Genomic DNA, 18,754 nt, shown 5'->3' with positions numbered 1-18,754 from the left:
ACTAGAGCATTTCGATCCGGATTGGGACCGTTGCGTGACCATCAAGGTTCAAGCGTGGCCATAACGGACGAAGGACGAGAAGGCTCCCGGGCGATTGGTCGGGCGTTTTCGCCGCATTGCGTCAATGTCATGTGAATGATCATTCTCACCGTGCTAAAAGCGCGTCGGCGAGATGATCCGAGAGGGTCGATCGCGCGTATAGTCTTTGTCTGCCGCTGGTTTCGAGGCGCTCCATGAGCTTCTGGCGCAATATCGCGAGCATCGCCGCCCGGCGCCTGGATCTGGCGGACTGCACGGAATGTCCCGCCGGTCTGCCGGGCGAGGATCCCGCCTTCTCGACCGCGGTGACGGCCCTGGGGGCCAAGCTCGCGAAGGTCGACGGTCGCGCGGACGGGCACGAGTTCGCCGCCTTCACCGAGGTCTTCCAGCCCGATCCGGCGTCCGAACCGAATATCCACCGCCTTTACGATCTGGCCCGCCAGACCACGCATGGCTTCGAAAGCTACGCCAAGCGGCTGGCCAAGCGCTATTCGAGCTGTCCGCAGCTGCTGGAGGACGTCGTCGACGGCCTCTTCCACATCGCCAAGGCCGACGGCGTGGTGACCCAGGACGAGCTGGACTATCTGGCGCGGGTCTCCGACCTTTTCGGCATGTCGCCGCTGTCGTTCCGCCGCCTGCGCGCGACTCACCTGGGAGTCGGCGCCGACGATCCCTATGCGATCCTCGAGGTGCCGGCCGACGCTGACGACGCCACCGTGCGCCACGCCTGGAAGACCGCGCTGTCCAACGCCCATCCCGATCGGGCGCGGGCGCGGGGCCTGCCGGCCGACTTCATCGCGCTGGCCGAGAAGAAGGCCGCGGCGATCAACGCCGCCTTCTCGACCGTGATGCGCGAGCGCAAGGAGCTGGGTTTGGCGGCCGCGGGTTGAACCGAGGCGTTTTGTCTCGCCCTGGTCGCGCCTCTAAGGCGCCGAAAGGGCTTTTCATCCGCCCCCGGCGGGTGTTCTGTTGAGTTTCAGCGTCCGTGAACCAATTTCATTGACCATGGACGTGACGAAAGGATCACGATGAGCCGCACCGCCGCCGTTTCGCCAACGCATAACCTGGCCTGGATCGCCGGGGCGGTCGCGACGTCCGTGGCCGTGGTGGTCGGGGCCGTGCTGGCCGTGGTGTTCGCCGCGACGGTCGTCGTGGTCGGCTTCATCGGCAGCGCCCTGTTCGGCCTGGCCGCCTTCGCCTTCCGCGGCCGCAAGGTCGCCCCGGCGCCGGCCGACGACGGCCTGATCGAGGCGCGCAATGTCGGCGGCCATTCGTGGGTCGCCTACGGCTGGAACGAGCGGCCGTAAGTTCCAACAGGCCGCTTGCCCTGCGTTCGCGGCTGGGGCGAGTCTTCCCGGGCGGCGGGCCTCGGTCTTCCCCAACGTCGCTCTTGCTCCCGCGGCGCCCGTGCCCCATCCTCGCGTTCAAACAAGCGTTGGGAGGTAAGCATGATCGGCGTTGTCGCGACCCTGAAGGTCCAGCCGGACAAGGCGTCTGATTTCGAAAAGGCGTTCCTGGACCTGGCCGCCAAGGTGAAGGCCAACGAGTCGGGCTGCCTGATGTACCAGCTGACCAAGTCCAAGACCGAGGCCGGCGTCTACAAGGTGCTGGAGCTCTACGCCTCGACCGACGCTCTGAAGGCGCACGGCGGCACGGACTACTTCAAGGCCGCCGGCGCGGCGATGGGGCCGTTCATGGCCGGCGCGCCCGTGATCGAATATCTGGACGCGGTGGAGTAGACCCGTGGACCTGGCCTTCTCGCCCGAGGACCTGACCTTCCAACAGGAGGTCCGCGACTGGATCGCGACCGCCTATGACGAAGGCCTGCGCAAGCAGTACAGCCAATCCAAGAACGGCTATCTGGACAAGGCGGGCCAGGTGGCCTGGCAGAAGAAGCTGTTCGAACGCGGCTGGGCCGCGCCGGACTGGCCGGTCGAACTGGGCGGGGCGGGCTTCACCGCCTCGCAGCGCTACATCTTCAACATGGAGATGAGCCTGGCCGGCGTGCCGACCTCCTCGCCGATGGGGCTGAAGATGGTCGCGCCGGTGATCATGGCCTTCGGCACCGAAGAGCAGAAGGCCCAGCACCTGCCGCCGATCCTGCGGTCCGACATCTGGTGGTGCCAGGGCTATTCGGAGCCGGGCTCGGGCTCGGATCTGGCCAGCCTGCAGATGAAGGCCGAGCGGGACGGGGACGACTACGTCCTGAACGGCTCGAAGATCTGGACCACCCATGCCCAGTGGGCCGACTGGATGTTCTGCCTGGTCCGCACCTCGAACGAGGGCAAGCCGCAGGAGGGCATCTCGTTCCTGCTGTTGCGGATGGACACCCCGGGTATCCAGATCAAGCCGCTGCCGACCCTGGACGGCCCGCCCGACGGCGAGCAGGAGATCAACCAGGTCTTCTTCGACAATGTTCGCGTCCCCGTCGCCAACCGCATCGGCGAGGAGAACAAGGGCTGGACCTACGCCAAGTACTTGCTCGAGTTCGAACGCGGCAACGCCTACGCGCCGGGCCTGATGAACATGCTGAAGAAGGTCAAGCGCATCGCCGCCCTGGAGCGAGCGGACGACGGTGGACGGCTGATCGACGACGCCGAGTTCCGGACCAAGATCACCAACCTGGAAATCCAGGTCGAGGCGCTGAACGCCACCGAGCTGCGGATCTTCTCCGGGCGCACCGCGGGCAAGGCGATCGGCCCGGCCTCGTCGATGCTGAAATGCGTGGGCTCCGAATACCAGCAAGCGATCACCGAGCTGACGGTCGAGGCGGTGGGAAACTATGCCGCGCCGTTCGTCCAGGATCCGTGGTCGCCCGCGAATGACGGCCGGGCGGGACCAGACTACGCGGCCCCGGCGGCGCCGGCCTATTTCAACTACCGCAAGGCCTCGATCTACGCGGGTTCCAACGAGATCCAGCGCAACATCATGGCCAAGATGGTGTTGGGTCTCTGAGGCCAAAGCCCCGCCGACGCGTCGCGGCGAAGCGACGGGACGGCGGGGCGCGCGCTCCGAAACACTCGCGGTTCCAGTTTTTCTGCATGGACGCGCGATCCAAACGGATGTTTGGATCGCGCTCGATCCTTTTCCATCCACGGAAGACTCCATGTCCCTCGACGCCCTGTTCAAGCCGTTCGAATTCAAGTCGCTGAAGCTGCCGAACCGGACGGTGATGGCGCCGATGACGCGGTCGTTCTCGCCGGGCGGCGTCGCGACCGACGAGGTGGCGGCCTATTACCGCCGTCGGGCCGAGAACAAGGTCGGCCTGATCATCACCGAGGGCACGGGCGTGGCCCGTCCCGCCTCGCTGAACGACGCCAACATTCCGCGCTTCCACGGCGACAAGGAACTGGCCGCCTGGAAGAAGGTCGTCGACGAGGTCCATGCCGCCGGCGGGCTGATCGCCCCGCAGCTGTGGCACGTGGGCTCGGCGCAGGGGAAGGACAAGCTGGGCAAGGTCGACAGCCCCTCGGGCATTTCCAAGGCGGGCGGCGAGCCCTTCACCACGCCGATGACCGACGCCGACGTGGCCGACACCATCGCCGCCTTCGCCACCGCCGCGGCCGACGCCAAGCGTCTCGGCTTCGACGCGATCGAGCTGCATGGCGCCCACGGCTATCTGATCGACCAGTTCTTCTGGAACGGCACCAATATCCGCGAAGACCACCTGAACGGTCCGACGATCGCCGAACGCAGCCGGTTCGCCGCCGAGATCCTGAAGGCCGTGCGCGCCGCCGTGGGCCCCGACTATCCGGTGATCATCCGCCTGTCGCAGTGGAAGCAGCAGGACTTCTCGGTCAAGAACGCCGAGACGCCGCAACTTCTGGAAGCCTGGCTGCAGCCGCTGGCCGACGCCGGCGCCGATATCTTCCACTGCAGCCAGCGCCGCTTCTGGGAGCCGGAGTTCGAAGGCAGCGACCTAAACTTCGCCGGCTGGGCCAAGAAGCTGACCGGCGCGCCCACCATCACGGTCGGTTCCGTGGGCCTGTCGGGCGAGTTCGTCGCCGCCTTCGCCGGCGAGGGCAGTCAGCCGGCTTCGATCGACGGCCTGCTAGAGCGCCTGGCTCGCGACGAGTTCGACCTCGTCGGCATCGGCCGCGCCCTGCTGCAGGATCCGGAATGGGTCGTGAAGATCCGCGACGGCCGCACCGACGAGCTGCTGAACTACGAACGCTCGGCGCTGGCGACGCTTTACTAAGCCAGACTGTTTGGCCTTGAAACACCGATCTCCTCCAAAGGGGATCGGTGTTTCCGTGTTCAGTCGGCGCCGATTAGAGCGTGAGGCTGAAAGTGGGAACCGGTTTCAGCTTATCTCACGCTCTAAACATTTGATTTAGAGCCTTTTTAACGCCTGAAATCGATTCCGATTTCAGGCTAAAGGCTCTAGGCGTTGAAATTCAGCTTCAGGCCCGGACGCGGCCAGCGCGCCTTGTAGAGCTTGCCGGTACCCGAGGCGGTGATCCACGCGTCGCGCATGTCGACGCCGCCGAAGCAGATATTGGTCACGATCACGTCCGGGAAGGCGTAGTGCTCGGTCGTGCCATCCGGGTCGAAGGCGGTGACGCCGCCGTTGATGATCGTGGCGACGCAGACCTTGCCGCCGGCCTCGACCGCCAGACTGTCGAGCAATTGGTAGCCCGGCAGATTGCAGACCACGTTGCCGGGCTGCAGAGGCAGAGGATCGGCCAGCACGCCCGGCGAGGCCACGTCGAACGACCAAAGCCGCCCCAGCATGGTGTCGGCCATGTAGACGGTCTTCTCGTCCGGCGACAGGCCCACGCCGTTGGGCGAGACGAAGTGATCGCGCCAACGGGTGATCTTCGAGCCATCGGCCAGGGCGTAGTAGAGCGCCCCATACTTGCGGCCGTCGGGCGTCGAACAGCCGTGATCGGTGAACCAGAAGCCGCCCTGCTTGTCGAAGACGAGGTCGTTGGGACCCACCAGCGCCTTGCCGTCGCATTCGCTATAGAGCGTGGTCACCGCCCCGGTCTTGATGTCGACGCGCTGGATGGAGCCGCCGGTGTGCTCGGGCGGGGTGGGGCCAGGAATGTTCAGGCCATTGGCCTCGAAGAACTGAAAGCTGGCGCCATTGTTGGTGATGTAGAGCGCGCCATCGGGCCCGATCGCGGCGCCGTTGGGACCGCCGCCCGTCTCGGCGACCGTCTCCTTGCGGCCGTCCGGCCAGACCCGCGTGAGGCGCTGGCCCTGGATCTCGGTGAGGATCACCGAGCCGTCGGCCATGGCCACGGGGCCTTCCGGGAACTGCAAACCTTCGGTGACCAGTTCGATGTCCATGACGTCTCCCTTCGCCTCTGATGAGCGTTGGCGAGGACTATAAACGCTCGTTTGAACCTGGCGAGGGGTCTGTTCGGCGAACCGTGTCGCGCGCGCGGGAGTAGTCTCGGGAGCAGGTCGCTTGAGCCTAAGCCTAACCCGTCAGCGCCGCTCCAGAATCCGAAACACGAAGGCGTGGTCGTCGCCTTCGCCGGCGGGATGTTCCTCGCGGCGCACTTCGATCCAGGCGCTTTCATCGAAGGCGGGGAAGTGGACGTCGCCCTCGACCTGGGCGTCCACCTCGGTCAGGTAAAGACGTCTGGCCTTGGGCAGGGCCAGTTCGAACAGCGCCCGGCCGCCGATCACGCAGACCTCCTCGACGCCGTCGTCGGCCGCCTGTTCCTTGGCGATCTGCACGGCTTCCATCCAGGTCTCGCAGGGCACCGCGCCCTCGGGCTCGAAGCTCTGGTCGCGCGTCAGGACGACGTTCATCCGGCCCGGCAGGGGCTTGCGGGGCAGGCTGTCCCAGGTCTTGCGGCCCATGATCACCGGCTTGCCCAGGGTGTTGGCCTTGAACAGGGCCAGGTCCGACTTCAGCCGCCAGGGCAGGTCGCCGTCACGGCCAATCACGCCGTTGGCGGCGCGGGCGACGACGAGGGCGAGGATGGGCGTGCTCATGCGCCTTGATTAGCGAGCGTCGGCTCGGCGCGCCATGCCTTGATCGAACGCGGGGTGTTGATCACTGTGCGAGATCGATATCGACGGTCGGGGAGGTCGCGATGACGGTGACGGCGTTCGAGATGCACATGGCGCGCACCGGCGGGGTCGAGGTGCTGAAGGGCCGCGAGGTTTCCTTGCCGCCTCCCGGACCAGGCCAGGCGCGGGTCGCGATCGAGGCCGCGGGGGTAGCCTTCGCCGACGTCGTGATGCGGACCGGCCTCTATCCCGGCGTGAAGGCGCCGGTGACGCCAGGCTACGACTTCGTCGGCCGGATCGAGGCCCTGGGTCCGGAGGTGGTCGGCTTCGAGATCGGGCAGCGGGTGGCCGCCCTGACGGTGACAGGCTCCTACGCTACGCGCCGGAATGTCGAGGCGCGCTTTCTGGTCGCCGCGCCGGAGGACGCGCCAGCCGAGGCCTTGGTCGCCGGGGTCCTGAACGGCCTAACCGCTTGGCAGATGTTCCATCGCGTCGCCAGCGCCGCGCCCGGCGAGTGGGTCCTGGTCCACGGCGCCGCCGGCGGGGTCGGCGGTCTGCTGCTGGATTTCGCGCGGCGCGCGGGCGTGCGAGCCATCGGCTCGGCCTCCGCCGGCAAGAAGGGCGAGGTCGAGGCCAAGGGCGGCGTCCATATCGATTATCGCGCCGAGGCGGTCGCCGATCGCGCCATGGCGATCTCGGACGGCGGGGTCGTGGCGGCCTTCGACCATGTGGGCGGCGCGCATCTGAAGGCGGCTTCCCTCGCGGCGCTGCGCGACGGTGGAACCGCGGTGCTGTATGGCGGCTACGACGCCACCCGGGGCGGCAAGGCGCGCCCGGCCGCGATGATCGGGATGCTGCTGGCCGACCGCCTGTCGGCGCTTCGGCTGTTCAGCCACAGCCAAGGCGTCGTCGGCTACAACGTGACTTCCTGGCGCGACGCCCGCCCCGAGCCTTACCGGCGAGACCTGGCGGCGGTGCTGGAGTTGATCGCGTCCGGGGCGATCCAGCCGAAGATCGCCAAGGTGCTGCCGTTGGCCGAAGCGGCCGAGGCCCAGGCGCTGCTGCAGTCCGCGCAACTGGCGGGCAAGATCGTGCTCAGACCCTGAACCGAGGATTTGGTGCGCGGGCGCGGCGGTCGGATGGCGCGCGCCCGCGAGGCTCTAAATCAGATACTTAGAGCGTGACTCGCGCCGAAACCGGTTCCCACTTTCGGCGTCACGCTCTATCGCAGCTTGGCTTGGGCTTGGCTCAGAAGCGCCGCCGCCTGAGCCTTGCGGCCTTTGTCGGCGACTTCGCGGCCCGGACGCGCCGGCGCGGCGATGGCCTTCTTCAAGGCCGCGACGGCGCCGGCATAGTCGTTCTGACGCATCAGGAAGTCGCCGTAGAAGAAGTTGGGATCGACGCCATTGGGGTTGGCCGCCAGGGCCTTCCGCAGATAGGCGCGCGCCTTGTTCGGGTCGCCGAACCCGATCGGAAAGCCGGGCACCTGGGCGTAGAGCGAGCCGAGGCTGGTATAGACCGATCCATCGCCCAGGGCGGCGGGATTGATCTTCTCGGCCTTTTCCAGGAGCGCCCTGGATTCCTTGGCCAGGGCCAGGCCGCCCAGCCCGCCCTTGGCGCCGGCCTGCGTGGCCTTGGCGATCGCCTCCCAGACCAGGGGTTCGGCGCGGTCGGGATTCTGCTTGGCCAAGGCGTCGGCCTCGGCGGCCACCTGCGCGGCGGCCTCGCCCTGGGCGCTCTTGTCGGTGATCTCGTAGTTGGCGTGAGCCCAGGCGCGCGCCAGGCCGTCGAGGCGGGGATCAAGCGCGTCGGCGCGGGCGGCGCCGGCCATCAGCGAGAGGGTCAGGCTAAGGGCGGGGAGGAGTTTTCGGGTCATATGCGGTCCTGAAATCTAGCGGGCGAAGAGCCGAGCGGCCTTGCGGTCGTTGGCCGACAGGGCGCGATCGACCAAGCCCGGCAGCAGGGCGTTGAGGCGGACGAAGAAGGCTTCGGGAAAGCCGAGATAGACGTCGCGCCGCCGCGCCTTGATGGCGGCGACGATGCGAGCGGCCGTCGCCTCGGGCGGATCGATGTGCATCTGAGTGAGCTTGGCGAACTCCAGCACGCGCTCGGAGATCATGGCCGTTCGCACCGCGCGCGGCGCCACATAGGTGACGTCCACCCCCGTGCCGGCCAGTTCGCGCCGCAGCGCCTGGCTAAAGCCGCGAAGCCCGGCCTTGGCGCTGGAATAGGTGGCGAAATGGGCGAAGTTGATCGAGCCGAAGATCGAGCCGATGTTGACGATCTGGCCTGACCCGCGCGCCTTCATGCCCGGCGCGACCGCCTGGGCCAGGCGCACCGGGGCGACCAGATTCACCAGGTAGCCCGAGACCAGCTGCGCGGGCGTCTCCTGTTCCACGGGGCCGAAGTGCTGGGCGCCGGCCAGGTTGACCAGCAGGTCCCAAGGGCGGTCCGCCACCGCCTGGGCGGCGGCTTCGATCCCCTCGGGCGTCGACAGATCGTGGCGCAGGAACTGGTCGATGCTCCCGGCGGGGCGCGAGCGACCCAGGGCGACAATGCGCGCGCCTTCCGCCCGGAGCTGTTCGGCGACCAAGGCGCCGAGGCCGCCGGACGCGCCCGTGATCAGAACGGTCTTGCCGTCAAGCATGGGCGGCCTCGCGGGTGTGGGGGATCGACAGGAAGACCTTGGCGAAGCGCTCGAAAATGGCCTGGGCCACCTCGATGATCGCCGCCTGGTCGGCCGGATCCTCGACCTCGTTCATCAGGGTCTCGAAGAAGGCCAGGTGTTCCAGGTCCAGCGACCCGTGCGAGGTCAGGTAGCTGAAGCATTCGGGGCCGAGCCCCAGGTTCCGCGCGACCGCCTCGGCGCCCTGGGTGGCCAGGCGCACGCTGGTGCCTTCCAGCACGAACACCATGCCGAAGAAGCCCATCGGGTTCCGGTGGCGGATGTAGTCATAGGCGTAGTCGGTCATCGCCAGGGTCGCCGGACGCGGCGTGCCGGTCCGCGCGGCCTCGGCGTCGCCGCCGCAGTTCTTGATGTCGGCGAGAATCCAGTGCTCGTGGCCGGTCTCCTCGGCGATGTAGTCGTCCAGGGCCTGGACGAACCGCTGGTGTGCGGCGTCCATCCGGGCGCGGGCCTCCCGCATCAAAGGCACGGTGTGCTTCACGTGATGATAGGCCTCGGTCAGATAGGCGATGTAGGTCTCGCGCGAGATGCGGCCGGCGAGGCCGTCCTGGATCTGCGGCGTCGAGGCCAGGGCCATCTGGCCGCCGACCGTCTCGCCGACGAGGCGTTGGTAAAAGGTCACGCGAGGTCTCCTGTCGTGGAAGCGTCCAGAAAGTCCCGATGGCGGGCGCTGAGCGCCGCGCGACGGGGACGTCCGTTATTGGTGAGTTCGCCGGCCGCGGGATCGAAGGCGTCGCGGACCAGCCAGCGGCCGACGCGGGCATAGGGCGGCAGATTGGCGTTGGCCCGGTCCACCGCGCCGGCGATCGCCGCCTCATCCATGCCGGGGATCAGGGGCACGATCAGCGCCGAGAGCTCGGCCTGGGCCTCGCCCAGCACCACGGCCTGGCGGATCTCCGGCTGGGCGGTCAGCTCGCTCTCCACCCACTCCGGCGCGACGTTGCGGCCGTGCGCGGTGATGATCGTGTTGAGTCTGCGGCCCGAGATCCGCAGGAAGCCGTCCTCGTCGAACGCGCCCAGATCGCCGGTGAAGACGGGACCCTCGCGGGGCTCGCCGCCGGCGTAGCCCAGGAAGCCCGAATTTCCGACGACGATCTCGCCGTCCCGGATGGAGACGTCAAGGCCCGGCAGGGGGCGTCCGACCGTTCCGGCCTTGCGCCCGGACGGGGTGTTCAGCGCCACGACTGAGGCGCACTCGCTGAGGCCGTAGCCCTCGTAGACCGGCAGCCCCAGCTCGTCCGCGCGGGCCAGCAGCGAGGGCGCGACCTTGGCGCCGCCGACGGCCACCAGCTTAAGGTCGGGCAGGCGGACGCCGGTGAAGGTCATGACCATCATCAGGGCGCGCAGCAGTTCCGGCACCAGGATCAGGCTGTTGGCGCCCTGCTCGGCGATGGCGCCGGCCAGTTTCGGCAGATCGGGCCGGAAGGGATCCGCCAGGCCAAGCGGCCCGGGCGGCAGGACATGATAGCGACCGCCGGCCAGCAGGGTGGTGTAAAGCCCGGCCACGTTCTCCAGCAGGATGGACAGCGGCAGCAGGGGCAGATGCAGGCCGGCGTAATCCGCCCCGATCCCCGCGACGAGGCCGCTGGCGACAGCCTCCATTTGCTGGAGCGACAGGCAAACGCCCTTGGGTTGGCCGGTCGAGCCCGAAGTGTAGGTGATCTTGGCGGTACCCGCCGGGAGCGCGCGCGGGGGCAGGTCGAGTGGCGTCACGCGAAGCGCGGTCGTGGCGATGGCGAGGTCCTGGCTGTCGCCGTCCGACGCCTCGATCAGCAGGCTCGCGCCGGCGTCGGCCATGGCGTGCTGGCGCTGGGCGTCGGTGAAGAAGCCGGGCAGGGGAAGGCTGATCCAGCCCAGGCGGATCAGGGCCAGGTCCAGGATCACCCAGGCGGGGCCGTTGGGCAGGCGCACGGCGACCGGCGAGCCGGGTCTGACGCGCGGCGCCCAGGCCTGGAGGTCTCGGGCGGCGGCGGCGATGGCGGTCTCGAGCGCGCCATAGGTGAACGCCACGGTTTGGTCGCTCAGCGCGATGGCGTCGTCGTTCAGACGCGCGCGCTGGCCGACGGCGGCGAGGACGCGGCTCATGAAAGCTCTCCCAGGCGCGGGTGCAGGCGGGCGCGAACGCCGTCGATCGCGGGCGGTTGGGTCATCAGCAGCTGACTCAGCGGCGCCAGGGCGGGGGCGATGGCGCCGGCCAGCACCTCGGGGTCGCGCGCGTAGTAGCCGCCCCAGTCCTTGGCCTCGGCGCCGAGGCGGGCGGGATCGGCGGCGGTCAGCGTCCGGGTTGGAAAACCGACGCGGCCGAAGGTCCGACGCAACTGGCGGGTGGCGGTGGCGACGGCGTGGTCGCGGCCTAGCTGATGCAGGTGACGCGCCAGGGCCATGAACAGGAAAAGCGATGCGCCGGCGCTGGCCGAGGCCAGGTTACCGATCTCGGCGACGCCGGCGCGGGCCATGCCCAGCACCGTCTCGATCGGCTCGTCCAGATAGCGTTCCAGGAACAGCGGCTCGTCGCTGGCCAGGCGAAAGCCGACGGCGGCGTGGATCCGGCCCCCGGCGTCCTGCACGCTCATCAGGGTCGGATAGTGCGCGCGGATGCGGCCGTTGAAGGCCTCGGCGTAGGTCGCCTGAATATAGGCCTCCACCCGCTCGCGCTCAGGGCGGAAATGCTGGTGGATCGAGATGACGCGGGGCTCGACCGAGGTGAACCGGCGCACGCGATCGGCGTCGAAGCATAGACTGCCGACGTGGGCGCCGTCGTTCATCATCGCGACTTCAAGCAAGGGGAGGCTCCTGCCCAGGATGGCGCTCAAGCGCTTTCGACGGGCAAGGACGACGCGCCGAGAAAGGCGCCTCAAAGCTTTCGACGGTTGCGCTGGGCCGGCGGTTCGGAAAGATTGTCGCAGGCGCGGATTCTCGGCGCCGTCCCTTCGAGGAGCGCGACCGCGCCTTGGACGACACCGACGTCCATCCCCTGCTTTTCGCCTACATGGAGCGGCGCGAGGACCTGCTGCGTTACTTTCGCGTGCGCCTGCGCTCCGAGGAGGCGGCCGAGGACCTGGTGCAGGATATCTATCTGAAGATCGTGGACCGACGGGACGAGGCGATCGACAATCCGACGGCCTACCTCTACCGCCTCGGCACGAACCTGATGCTGGATCGCATCAAGGTGCGGCGAAGGGCCGAGGCGCGCGACGCCCAATGGCATGGAGCGCATGTGTCGGACGTGGGCGGCGCTCAGATCGCCGAGGAGGCGCCGGCCGACGAGGCTGCGGCGGCGAAGCTGCAGCTCTCGCGCATCCTGGAAGCGGTCAAGGCCCTGCCGCCCGCCGCCCAGGAAGCGTTCCGGCTGCACAAGCTGGAAGGCCTGAGTCATTCCGAGACGGCCGCCGCGATGGGCGTGTCTCGTTCGAGCATCGAGAAATACATGATGGCCAGCCTCCGGCTCATCGTCGCCAAGGTGGGGCGGTGGCCATGAAGGCGATGCGCGAAATTCTTTTGAGGCGCCCGGGGCATTATGGCGTCTTTGGGGCGAAAGGGGAGGCGGACCGCCTTCCTACGAACGGCGAAGTCGGATGAGCGATCAGGGCCTGGAAACGAAGGAGGGGTTGCGCGACGAAGCCGTCGCGTGGCTGGTCCGCGTCCAGTCCGACGCGGCGACGGCGGAGGATTGGGCGGCCCTGTCGGACTGGCTGGAGGGTTCCGAGGCGAGGCTGGCGGCGTTCGAGGAGGCCGAGCTGATCGTCGCCGATCTCGACGCGCGCAAGGCCGAGCTCGCCGAGCGCCTGCCGCCGCCGCAGCCCAATGTCGTAAGCTTTCCCAAGCGGACGCCCGCGCCGGCGCGCCGCGTCTGGATCGGCGGCGCGATCGCCGCCTCGCTGGCGGTTCTGGTCGGAGGACCCGCGCTGTGGACGGCCTCGCAAGGCCAGAGCGTCACCTACGAAACCCGACCTGGCGAAACGCGGCGCATCGCCCTGGCCGATGGCACCCGCATCACCCTGGATGGCGGCTCCAAGCTCAGCGTGCGGCTGGGTTGGCGGAAGCGTCAGGTGGAGATGGGCTTGGCTCAGGCTAGCTTCGACGTGGCCAAGGATCCCTCCCGACCGTTCGTGATCGGGGTGGGCGACCAGCGCGTGCGGGTGGTGGGCACCGAGTTCAATATTCGTCACGACGACAAGAGCGTCCGCGTCACCGTGCGGCGTGGCGTGGTCGAGGTGGCGCAGCGGGACGGACAGTCGCCGGTTCGCCTGACGGTGGGCCAGGAACTGCGTCATGAGGAGGGCGCGGCGCGCTCGGAGGTGCGGCGGGTCGCCCCCGATGGCGCCTTCGCCTGGACGCAGGGCCAACTGGTCGCGGACAACGAGACGCTGGGCGACATCGTCGCCGACCTCAACCGTCGCTTTACGACGCCGATCCGGATCGCGCCCCAAGTCGCGGGGCGACGGTTCTCGGGCGTGATCGCGCTGGAAGACCAGGACGCGGCCGTCCGCGTGCTGGCCGGCTATGCCGGGCTGACCGTTGATCGCGAGAACGGGGAAATGGTCCTAAGGTGACGCCCTGACCGTGTTGGAGGGGCGTGATCTTGCATAACCGCGCATGGCGGCGCCTGGGCATGGCGTCGGCGGTCGGCCTGGCCGTCGCGCCGATGGGCGCGCGCGCGGGCGAGCCCGTATCCTTCGCCATTCCCGCCGGTCCGCTGAAGGCGGCCGCGACGGCGTTCGCCCTGCAAGGACGTGTTTCGATCGATCTCGGCGTCGCCCGGGAATGCGGCCTCTCGCCCGGCTTTTCCGGTCGCGCGGATCCCGACGCGGCCTTGAAGGCCCTGCTGCGCGGGACAGGCTGCGAGGCCCGGCTCGTCGCGCCGAGGGCCTACAAGATCCTCCCCAGCGCCGCTCCGCCGCCGCGCGCCCCCGCCGTGCCGGCCTTTCAGGACCGGGCGGAGGCGCCGCCGCCGCTTTCCGAGCTGGTCATCGTCGCCACGCGTCGATTGGCGCTCGCCGATCGCCTGGCTTACTCCGTCAGCGCGCTGGACGAGCGCGCGGCGGCGGCCCAAGGCGTGCACGACGCTGGCGATCTGGCCCTGACGGTTCCGTCGATGACGGTGACCAATCTCGGGCCGGGGCGCGACAAGGTCATCCTGCGCGGCCTGTCGGACGGGCCCCTGACCGGCCAGACCCAGTCGATGGTCGGCATCTATCTGGACGACGTGCGGCTGACCTACAACGCCCCCGATCCGGATCTGCTGATGGTCGACATGGGGCAGGTCGAGGTGCTGCGGGGGCCGCAGGGCGCGCTCTACGGCGCGGGATCGCTGGGCGGCGTTCTGCAACTGACCACCCATCGCCCCGACCCCGAGGCCTTCGACGCCTGGACGTCGCTCTCGGCCTCGGCCACGCACGGCGGCAAGGCCGGCGGCCTGGCGTCGGCGATGATCAACATGCCGCTGCTGGAGGGCCGCGCCGCCGCGCGGCTGGTCGGCTATGTCGAGCGGCAGGGCGGCTATATCGACGATCTTGGTCAGGGAAGATCGGACGTCAACGGCGCCCGCCGAAGCGGCGTCCGTCTCTCCGCCCAAGTCCAGCTTGGGACCGACTGGACGGCCGAGGCCGGCGCGACCAGCCAGGCGATCAATTCCAAGGACACCCAGTACGCCGAGCGCGACGTGGGGCCCTATGCGCGGCGGGGCCGGATCGCCGAGCCGCACGACAACGACTTCCTGGAGGTCCATGTCGGCGCTCGGGGCGCCTTTCTGGGGCAGGACGCGAAGCTGACCCTGGCCGCGGTGCGGCACGACCTTTCCAGCCGCTATGACGCCAGCGCCGCTCCGCCGGTTCCGGTTCCGCTGGCCGCGGCGACGGCCTTCGATGACAGCGATCATGTCGGCGCCGTGGTGGCCGAGGCGTCGCTGGCCTCGCGTCCGGCGGGCTGGATCCAGTGGCAGGTCGGCGCCTTCCTGGCCCGCACGCGTCAGGGGCGCGATGGCGTGATCGTCCTGGCCGACCAGCCCGCGACGCCCCTGGCCCGCGAGAGGCGGCGCGACGTCCTGGGCGAGGCGGCGCTGTTCGGGGAGGCGATCGGCGACCTGGGGCGCGGTTGGAGCCTGACCCTCGGCGGGCGACTCTTCGCGACGCGCTCGGAGGCCTCCAGCCACGCCACGGCGGGCGGCGCGTCGGCGCTTTTCCGCGACGCACAGAGCTATGTCGGTTTCGCGCCCAAGGTAGTGGTGTCCTTCGCCCCCAGCGCCTCGACGCTGGTCTATGTCCAGGCCGCCGAGGGCTATCGGTCGGGCGGCTTCAACACGGCGCTGATCCCGTCCCAGGCTTTTGACACCGCCGGGGGCGAGCCGCAGCGCCGCTATGGCGGCGACGAGCTCTGGAGTTACGAGGCGGGCGTCAAGACATCCTGGATGGGCGGTCGGCTGCGATTGCGGGCCGCCTCGTTCCTGGCGTCCTGGAAGGACATCCAGAGCGATCAGTTGCTGCCGTCCGGGCTGCCCTACACCGCCAATCTGGGCGACGGCCGCGATATCGGCCTCGAATTCGAGGGAAGCTATGTCAACGATGGGCTGCGGCTGAACGCCAATTTCCTGCTGGACAATCCCGAGCTGGAGACCGTGAACGCGGCCTTTCCCGGGCGCAAGGATTTCGGCCTGGCGGGCGTGCCCAAGGGTTCCGCTTCGCTCGCGGCGAGCTACGCGTGGTCCGTCGGACGGGGATGGCGCGCGAGCGCCGACGCGCGGGCGGCCTATGTCGGCCACTCGCGCCTGAGCTTTGACGGCGCGACCGCCCCGTCCATGGGCGGCTACGCCACGACGCGCCTGGCCGCGCGGCTTTGGTCGGATCGGCTCAGCTTGGGCCTGGCGGCGGACAATCTTTTCGACAGCGCGGGCGACACCTTCGCCTACGGCAATCCCTTCACCGTCAGGCTTTCGCGGCAGAGCACGCCGCAGCGGCCTCGGACGATCTCGCTGGAGCTCCGCGCGCGATACTGACGCGCGTCGGGCGGCCGATCAGACCGAGACCTCGGCCTTGATGTGCGGGTGGGCCTGGTAGCCTTCCAGCGCGAAGTCCTCGTATTCGAAGCCGAACAGATCGCGCTTGTCGGCGATGGTCATGGTCGGGAAGGGATAGGGCTCGCGGGTCAGTTGCTCGCGGGCCTGGTCGAGGTGGTTCAGGTAAAGGTGCGCGTCGCCAAACGTATGGACGAACTCGCCCGGCTTCAGGCCCACGACCTTGGCGACCATCAGGGTCAACAGGGCGTAGGAGGCGATGTTGAACGGCACGCCCAGGAACACGTCGGCGCTGCGCTGGTAAAGCTGACAGCTCAGCTTGCCGTCCGCGACGAAGAACTGGAACAGGCAGTGGCACGGCGGCAGGGCCATGTCGTCGACATCGGCCGGGTTCCAGGCCGTGACGATGTGGCGACGGCTGCTCGGATTGGTCTTCAGGTTTTCGACGAGATGGCTGATCTGGTCGATCACGCGGCCGTCGGGCGCCGCCCACGAGCGCCACTGCTTGCCGTAGACCGGACCGAGGTCGCCGTTCTCGTCGGCCCACTCGTCCCAGATGCGCACGCCATTGTCCTTGAGATAGGCGATGTTGGTGTCGCCCTTCAGGAACCACAGAAGCTCGATGATGATCGAGCGCAGGTGCAGCTTCTTGGTGGTCAGGACCGGGAAACCCTTGGCCAGGTCGAAGCGGATCTGCCGGCCGAACACGCCCAGCGTGCCGGTGCCCGTGCGGTCGCCGCGCTGGACGCCGTTTTCGAGGATGTCGGCGAGGAGCGCGAGGTACTGCCACTCGGGATGGTCGGCGGTGGCTTTCGGGACGTCGAGGACGGCGGTGGTCATGTGGATGACTTTGGGGGCGAATCACGTCGTTGAACACTGCGGCGCCCGAAGCGATCCACAGATGGACGCAAACGATCCCAATGTCAGATCCCCTCCCCCTTGCGGGGAGGGGCAGGGGTGGGGGTGTCCGCGCTGGCTCCGACCGATACGGAGCCGGCGCCCCCATCCCCAACCCCTTCCCCGCGAGGGGGAAGGGGCCAAGGACCTTACTTGCTCGGCGCGAGGCCGGTGTTCAGCACCCAGCCGACATTGTCGTTCTCGTCGGCCACTTCCCACCACAGTTCCTGCTGCTTGCCGGTCGGGTAGACGATGGCGCCGGCGGGGAGGGTGCGGATCAGCTTGCCGCCGGCGACAGGGGCGGCGCGCATGGCCACGGGGCGCTGGGCGGTGAAGGTCTTGGCCGGGGCCGCCGCGGCGGCGGGACCGCCCTGCGAGAGCAGACCCAGATCGCCGACCATCTTGGTGTAGGCGTTGATGAACGACAGGGTGACGATGCGGCCGATGTCGGTGTCTTCGTAACCGCCGCCGACCGCGCCGGCGAAGCCCAGGCCGCCGCCCGCGCCCCAGCCGATGTCGTTCTTGACCGCATAGCCCTCGGCCACCGACATGGTCTCGGTGGTGCGGACATTGGTCAGCGACAGGACGGTGTTGGCTTCCAGCTTCTTGGTCTTGATGCCGCCGACCAGGCCGCCGACGCGACCGCCGATCAGGCCGCCGATGGCGCCGGCCACCGCGCCGCCGCCGACATTGCTGTTGCTGCCCTGGACCTCGGCCACCAGCACGTAGTCGGCCGCCTTGACCTGACCCTGGCCGACATTGGAGCCGCGCTGCAGGCCGAGGTTGCCTTCGATATTGCGCTCTTTCTGGGCCGCGCTAAGGCCAACGCCACGATCGACAAGGTTGAAGCAACCCGAGCGCTGGACAATGGCGCGCAGCACCTTCTGCGGCGAGGCGAGATTGTATTGGGTCCAGCCGCTGGGATCGTCGCCGTCGACGATCGACAGCGTGCCCAGCTTGCGCGAGCAATGGGGAACCTCGCCCGACGCCTGCGTCTGCATCTGCTGGCCCTTGCTGGCCTTTGCCTGGGCGAAGACGATCTCGGGCGTCAGGACAGTAAGCGCCAGACCGACGGTCAGCGCGCTGCGGAAGGCTTTCATATCGTTTCCCTGGTGGGCCTGATGGCGTTCGGGCGCAACCTACATGGACAGCCGGAGCGCGCCAAGATTGAGCGTGCCCCATGAAGCCGATCTAACCCGCGAAGCCTCCGTCATCGAGGAAGGCCTGCTCGGCCTCGGTCGTCTCGCGCCCCAGGCCGGGGTTGCGATGGGGGAAGCGACCAAAGCGGGCGATGATGTCGCGGTGGAGCAGGGCGAACTTCATCGACTCCTCGTCGCCGGTGTCGGCCTGCAAGGCGGCGAACAGCTCGACGCTGAACTCCTGGTCGACCAGAGACTCGGAGTGTTCGAACGGCAGATAGAAGAACCGTCGCAGGTCGGGTTCGATCGCGACGTCCTGGTCGTGACCGGCGGCGATGGCGGCGCGGGCGAACATCCGGGCCAATGGATCGGTGGCGAAGGCGTGCGGCGTGTCACGGTACATATTGCGGGGGAACTGATCGAGCAGGATTTGCAGGGCCAGCGCCCCGACCGGCGTCTCGTTCCAGCCGTCGTATCGTCGCATCGAGGCGCGGTAGTGGGTCTGTTCGAACTTCAGCGCGATGGCCTGATCGAAGGCGGGGTCCTTCTTGAACCACTTGGCGGGTCCGGCCTGGCGCCAGAAGCTGACGACGTCATTGGGATGCGCGGTCATTCAGGCTCCTTGGGCGTTATTCCGTTCAAGCCCGGTTCATCCGGCGAATCCGAGACTGATATCAAGGGACAAGCCCGGGCCGGCCTCAAGGCCCTTGGAGCATGAAATGAAACGTCTGATCACGACCGCCCTGGCGCTCTCGCTGTTGAGCGGCGCGGCGGCGCACGCCGGCGCCGCCGGCGCGGTGGTCGCTCAGGATCAGCAGCAGCCGGGACAGCCTCAACGCGAGGGCGGCCCGCGCGGCGATCGTGGCGGCTGGCAAGGCGGCGGGCGCGGCGGCGACCATGGACCCGGCGGCTGGAACCGGGGCGGCCAACCGGGGCCAGCCCCGGGCCAGCCTCAGCAGCAGCCTCAGCCTCAGCCTCAACCTGGCCCTGGGCCTTGCCCTTGTCGTTCAGGAA

Annotated in this window: 19 protein-coding genes; 9 read left to right on the top strand and 10 right to left on the bottom strand. The window is 68.6% G+C overall.

Features of this window, described 5'->3' with window-relative positions:
- Window positions 1-233 precede the first annotated feature (233 nt).
- From FCU40_RS18720 to FCU40_RS18700, 5 genes are all read left to right on the top strand, one after another.
- Entirely contained in the window at window positions 234-929 is a 696-nt protein-coding gene (locus FCU40_RS18720) for a DnaJ family molecular chaperone (RefSeq protein ID WP_004621300.1), read from the top strand.
- Window positions 930-1,067: 138 nt separating this feature from the next.
- On the top strand, window positions 1,068-1,346 hold the full coding sequence (locus tag FCU40_RS18715) for a hypothetical protein (RefSeq protein WP_168076990.1): 279 nt from the start codon (window positions 1,068-1,070) through the stop codon (window positions 1,344-1,346).
- Window positions 1,347-1,487: 141 nt separating this feature from the next.
- Window positions 1,488-1,778: a putative quinol monooxygenase gene (locus FCU40_RS18710; RefSeq protein WP_168076989.1), complete on the top strand. Its 291-nt coding sequence runs from the start codon at window positions 1,488-1,490 to the stop codon at window positions 1,776-1,778.
- 4 nt (window positions 1,779-1,782) lie between these two features.
- Window positions 1,783-2,994, top strand: a complete 1,212-nt coding sequence (locus FCU40_RS18705) for an acyl-CoA dehydrogenase family protein (RefSeq protein ID WP_168076987.1) — start codon at window positions 1,783-1,785, stop codon at window positions 2,992-2,994.
- Between the two features lie 151 nt (window positions 2,995-3,145).
- Window positions 3,146-4,237, top strand: coding sequence for an NADH:flavin oxidoreductase (locus FCU40_RS18700; protein ID WP_004621291.1), 1,092 nt, complete (start codon window positions 3,146-3,148; stop codon window positions 4,235-4,237).
- Between the two features lie 185 nt (window positions 4,238-4,422).
- Here FCU40_RS18700 and FCU40_RS18695 read toward each other — a convergent pair whose 3' ends face one another.
- On the bottom strand, window positions 4,423-5,334 hold the full coding sequence (locus FCU40_RS18695; protein ID WP_168076986.1) for an SMP-30/gluconolactonase/LRE family protein: 912 nt from the start codon (window positions 5,332-5,334) through the stop codon (window positions 4,423-4,425).
- A 141-nt stretch (window positions 5,335-5,475) separates the two neighbouring features.
- Window positions 5,476-5,991 (bottom strand): dihydrofolate reductase, encoded by a 516-nt coding sequence (locus FCU40_RS18690; RefSeq protein WP_004621280.1) that lies wholly within the window; start codon window positions 5,989-5,991, stop codon window positions 5,476-5,478.
- A gap of 101 nt (window positions 5,992-6,092) precedes the next feature.
- Between FCU40_RS18690 and FCU40_RS18685 the strand changes: the two genes are divergently transcribed.
- Entirely contained in the window at window positions 6,093-7,115 is a 1,023-nt protein-coding gene (locus tag FCU40_RS18685; RefSeq protein WP_168076985.1) for a zinc-binding dehydrogenase, read from the top strand.
- Between the two features lie 116 nt (window positions 7,116-7,231).
- Here the strand turns inward: FCU40_RS18685 and FCU40_RS18680 are convergent, their stop codons facing one another.
- Genes FCU40_RS18680 through FCU40_RS18660 form a run of 5 tightly spaced genes read right to left on the bottom strand, consistent with a single transcriptional unit; the run spans window position 7,232 to window position 11,478 of the window.
- On the bottom strand, window positions 7,232-7,885 hold the full coding sequence (locus tag FCU40_RS18680) for a tetratricopeptide repeat protein (protein WP_168076984.1): 654 nt from the start codon (window positions 7,883-7,885) through the stop codon (window positions 7,232-7,234).
- Between the two features lie 15 nt (window positions 7,886-7,900).
- Complete coding sequence (locus tag FCU40_RS18675; RefSeq protein ID WP_168076983.1) at window positions 7,901-8,656, bottom strand: SDR family NAD(P)-dependent oxidoreductase; 756 nt, start codon at window positions 8,654-8,656, stop codon at window positions 7,901-7,903.
- The gene (locus FCU40_RS18670) at window positions 8,649-9,317 is read right to left on the bottom strand and encodes an iron-containing redox enzyme family protein (RefSeq protein ID WP_004621272.1); all 669 of its coding nucleotides are present in this window, start codon (window positions 9,315-9,317) and stop codon (window positions 8,649-8,651) included. The genes FCU40_RS18675 and FCU40_RS18670 overlap by 8 nt, the downstream gene beginning before the upstream one ends.
- Complete coding sequence (locus tag FCU40_RS18665; protein ID WP_168076982.1) at window positions 9,314-10,780, bottom strand: AMP-binding protein; 1,467 nt, start codon at window positions 10,778-10,780, stop codon at window positions 9,314-9,316. The genes FCU40_RS18670 and FCU40_RS18665 overlap by 4 nt, the downstream gene beginning before the upstream one ends.
- On the bottom strand, window positions 10,777-11,478 hold the full coding sequence (locus FCU40_RS18660; RefSeq protein ID WP_168076981.1) for a thermostable hemolysin: 702 nt from the start codon (window positions 11,476-11,478) through the stop codon (window positions 10,777-10,779). Before FCU40_RS18660 ends, FCU40_RS18665 begins: the two co-directional genes overlap by 4 nt.
- 167 nt (window positions 11,479-11,645) lie before the next feature.
- Here FCU40_RS18660 and FCU40_RS18655 point away from each other — a divergent pair, with 167 nt between their 5' ends.
- The 3 genes from FCU40_RS18655 (at window position 11,646) to FCU40_RS18645 (ending at window position 15,686) form a co-directional block, all read left to right on the top strand.
- Window positions 11,646-12,173, top strand: coding sequence for an RNA polymerase sigma factor (locus FCU40_RS18655; protein ID WP_168076980.1), 528 nt, complete (start codon window positions 11,646-11,648; stop codon window positions 12,171-12,173).
- 97 nt (window positions 12,174-12,270) lie between these two features.
- Window positions 12,271-13,248, top strand: coding sequence for a FecR domain-containing protein (locus tag FCU40_RS18650; protein WP_168076978.1), 978 nt, complete (start codon window positions 12,271-12,273; stop codon window positions 13,246-13,248).
- Window positions 13,249-13,277: 29 nt separating this feature from the next.
- Window positions 13,278-15,686, top strand: a complete 2,409-nt coding sequence (locus FCU40_RS18645; RefSeq protein ID WP_168076976.1) for a TonB-dependent receptor — start codon at window positions 13,278-13,280, stop codon at window positions 15,684-15,686.
- Window positions 15,687-15,704: 18 nt separating this feature from the next.
- On the opposite strand, the gene FCU40_RS18640 is transcribed toward FCU40_RS18645, so the two are convergent.
- From FCU40_RS18640 to FCU40_RS18630, 3 genes are all read right to left on the bottom strand, one after another.
- The gene (locus FCU40_RS18640) at window positions 15,705-16,544 is read right to left on the bottom strand and encodes a thymidylate synthase (RefSeq protein WP_168076973.1); all 840 of its coding nucleotides are present in this window, start codon (window positions 16,542-16,544) and stop codon (window positions 15,705-15,707) included.
- Window positions 16,545-16,750: 206 nt separating this feature from the next.
- On the bottom strand, window positions 16,751-17,701 hold the full coding sequence (locus FCU40_RS18635) for an SH3 domain-containing protein (RefSeq protein ID WP_004624180.1): 951 nt from the start codon (window positions 17,699-17,701) through the stop codon (window positions 16,751-16,753).
- A 91-nt stretch (window positions 17,702-17,792) separates the two neighbouring features.
- Window positions 17,793-18,353, bottom strand: a complete 561-nt coding sequence (locus FCU40_RS18630; protein ID WP_168076970.1) for a DUF924 family protein — start codon at window positions 18,351-18,353, stop codon at window positions 17,793-17,795.
- Window positions 18,354-18,754 lie beyond the last annotated feature (401 nt).

It is taken from the genome of Caulobacter sp. SSI4214, assembly GCF_012184455.1.
GTDB lineage: Bacteria > Pseudomonadota > Alphaproteobacteria > Caulobacterales > Caulobacteraceae > Caulobacter > Caulobacter vibrioides_E.
Note: the sequence above shows the minus strand (reverse complement) of the source record. Positions and strands in the feature narration are given on the sequence as shown.

Coding starts and splice junctions, on each gene's coding strand:
- FCU40_RS18630 (WP_168076970.1), bottom strand. CDS start 18,353: ATGACCGCGCATCCCAATGACGTCGTCAGCTTCTGGCGCCAGGCCGGA.
- FCU40_RS18695 (WP_168076986.1), bottom strand. CDS start 5,334: ATGGACATCGAACTGGTCACCGAAGGTTTGCAGTTCCCGGAAGGCCCC.
- FCU40_RS18680 (WP_168076984.1), bottom strand. CDS start 7,885: ATGACCCGAAAACTCCTCCCCGCCCTTAGCCTGACCCTCTCGCTGATG.
- FCU40_RS18710 (WP_168076989.1), top strand. CDS start 1,488: ATGATCGGCGTTGTCGCGACCCTGAAGGTCCAGCCGGACAAGGCGTCT.
- FCU40_RS18685 (WP_168076985.1), top strand. CDS start 6,093: ATGACGGTGACGGCGTTCGAGATGCACATGGCGCGCACCGGCGGGGTC.
- FCU40_RS18720 (WP_004621300.1), top strand. CDS start 234: ATGAGCTTCTGGCGCAATATCGCGAGCATCGCCGCCCGGCGCCTGGAT.
- FCU40_RS18700 (WP_004621291.1), top strand. CDS start 3,146: ATGTCCCTCGACGCCCTGTTCAAGCCGTTCGAATTCAAGTCGCTGAAG.
- FCU40_RS18715 (WP_168076990.1), top strand. CDS start 1,068: ATGAGCCGCACCGCCGCCGTTTCGCCAACGCATAACCTGGCCTGGATC.
- FCU40_RS18635 (WP_004624180.1), bottom strand. CDS start 17,701: ATGAAAGCCTTCCGCAGCGCGCTGACCGTCGGTCTGGCGCTTACTGTC.
- FCU40_RS18675 (WP_168076983.1), bottom strand. CDS start 8,656: ATGCTTGACGGCAAGACCGTTCTGATCACGGGCGCGTCCGGCGGCCTC.
- FCU40_RS18665 (WP_168076982.1), bottom strand. CDS start 10,780: ATGAGCCGCGTCCTCGCCGCCGTCGGCCAGCGCGCGCGTCTGAACGAC.
- FCU40_RS18690 (WP_004621280.1), bottom strand. CDS start 5,991: ATGAGCACGCCCATCCTCGCCCTCGTCGTCGCCCGCGCCGCCAACGGC.
- FCU40_RS18650 (WP_168076978.1), top strand. CDS start 12,271: ATGAGCGATCAGGGCCTGGAAACGAAGGAGGGGTTGCGCGACGAAGCC.
- FCU40_RS18640 (WP_168076973.1), bottom strand. CDS start 16,544: ATGACCACCGCCGTCCTCGACGTCCCGAAAGCCACCGCCGACCATCCC.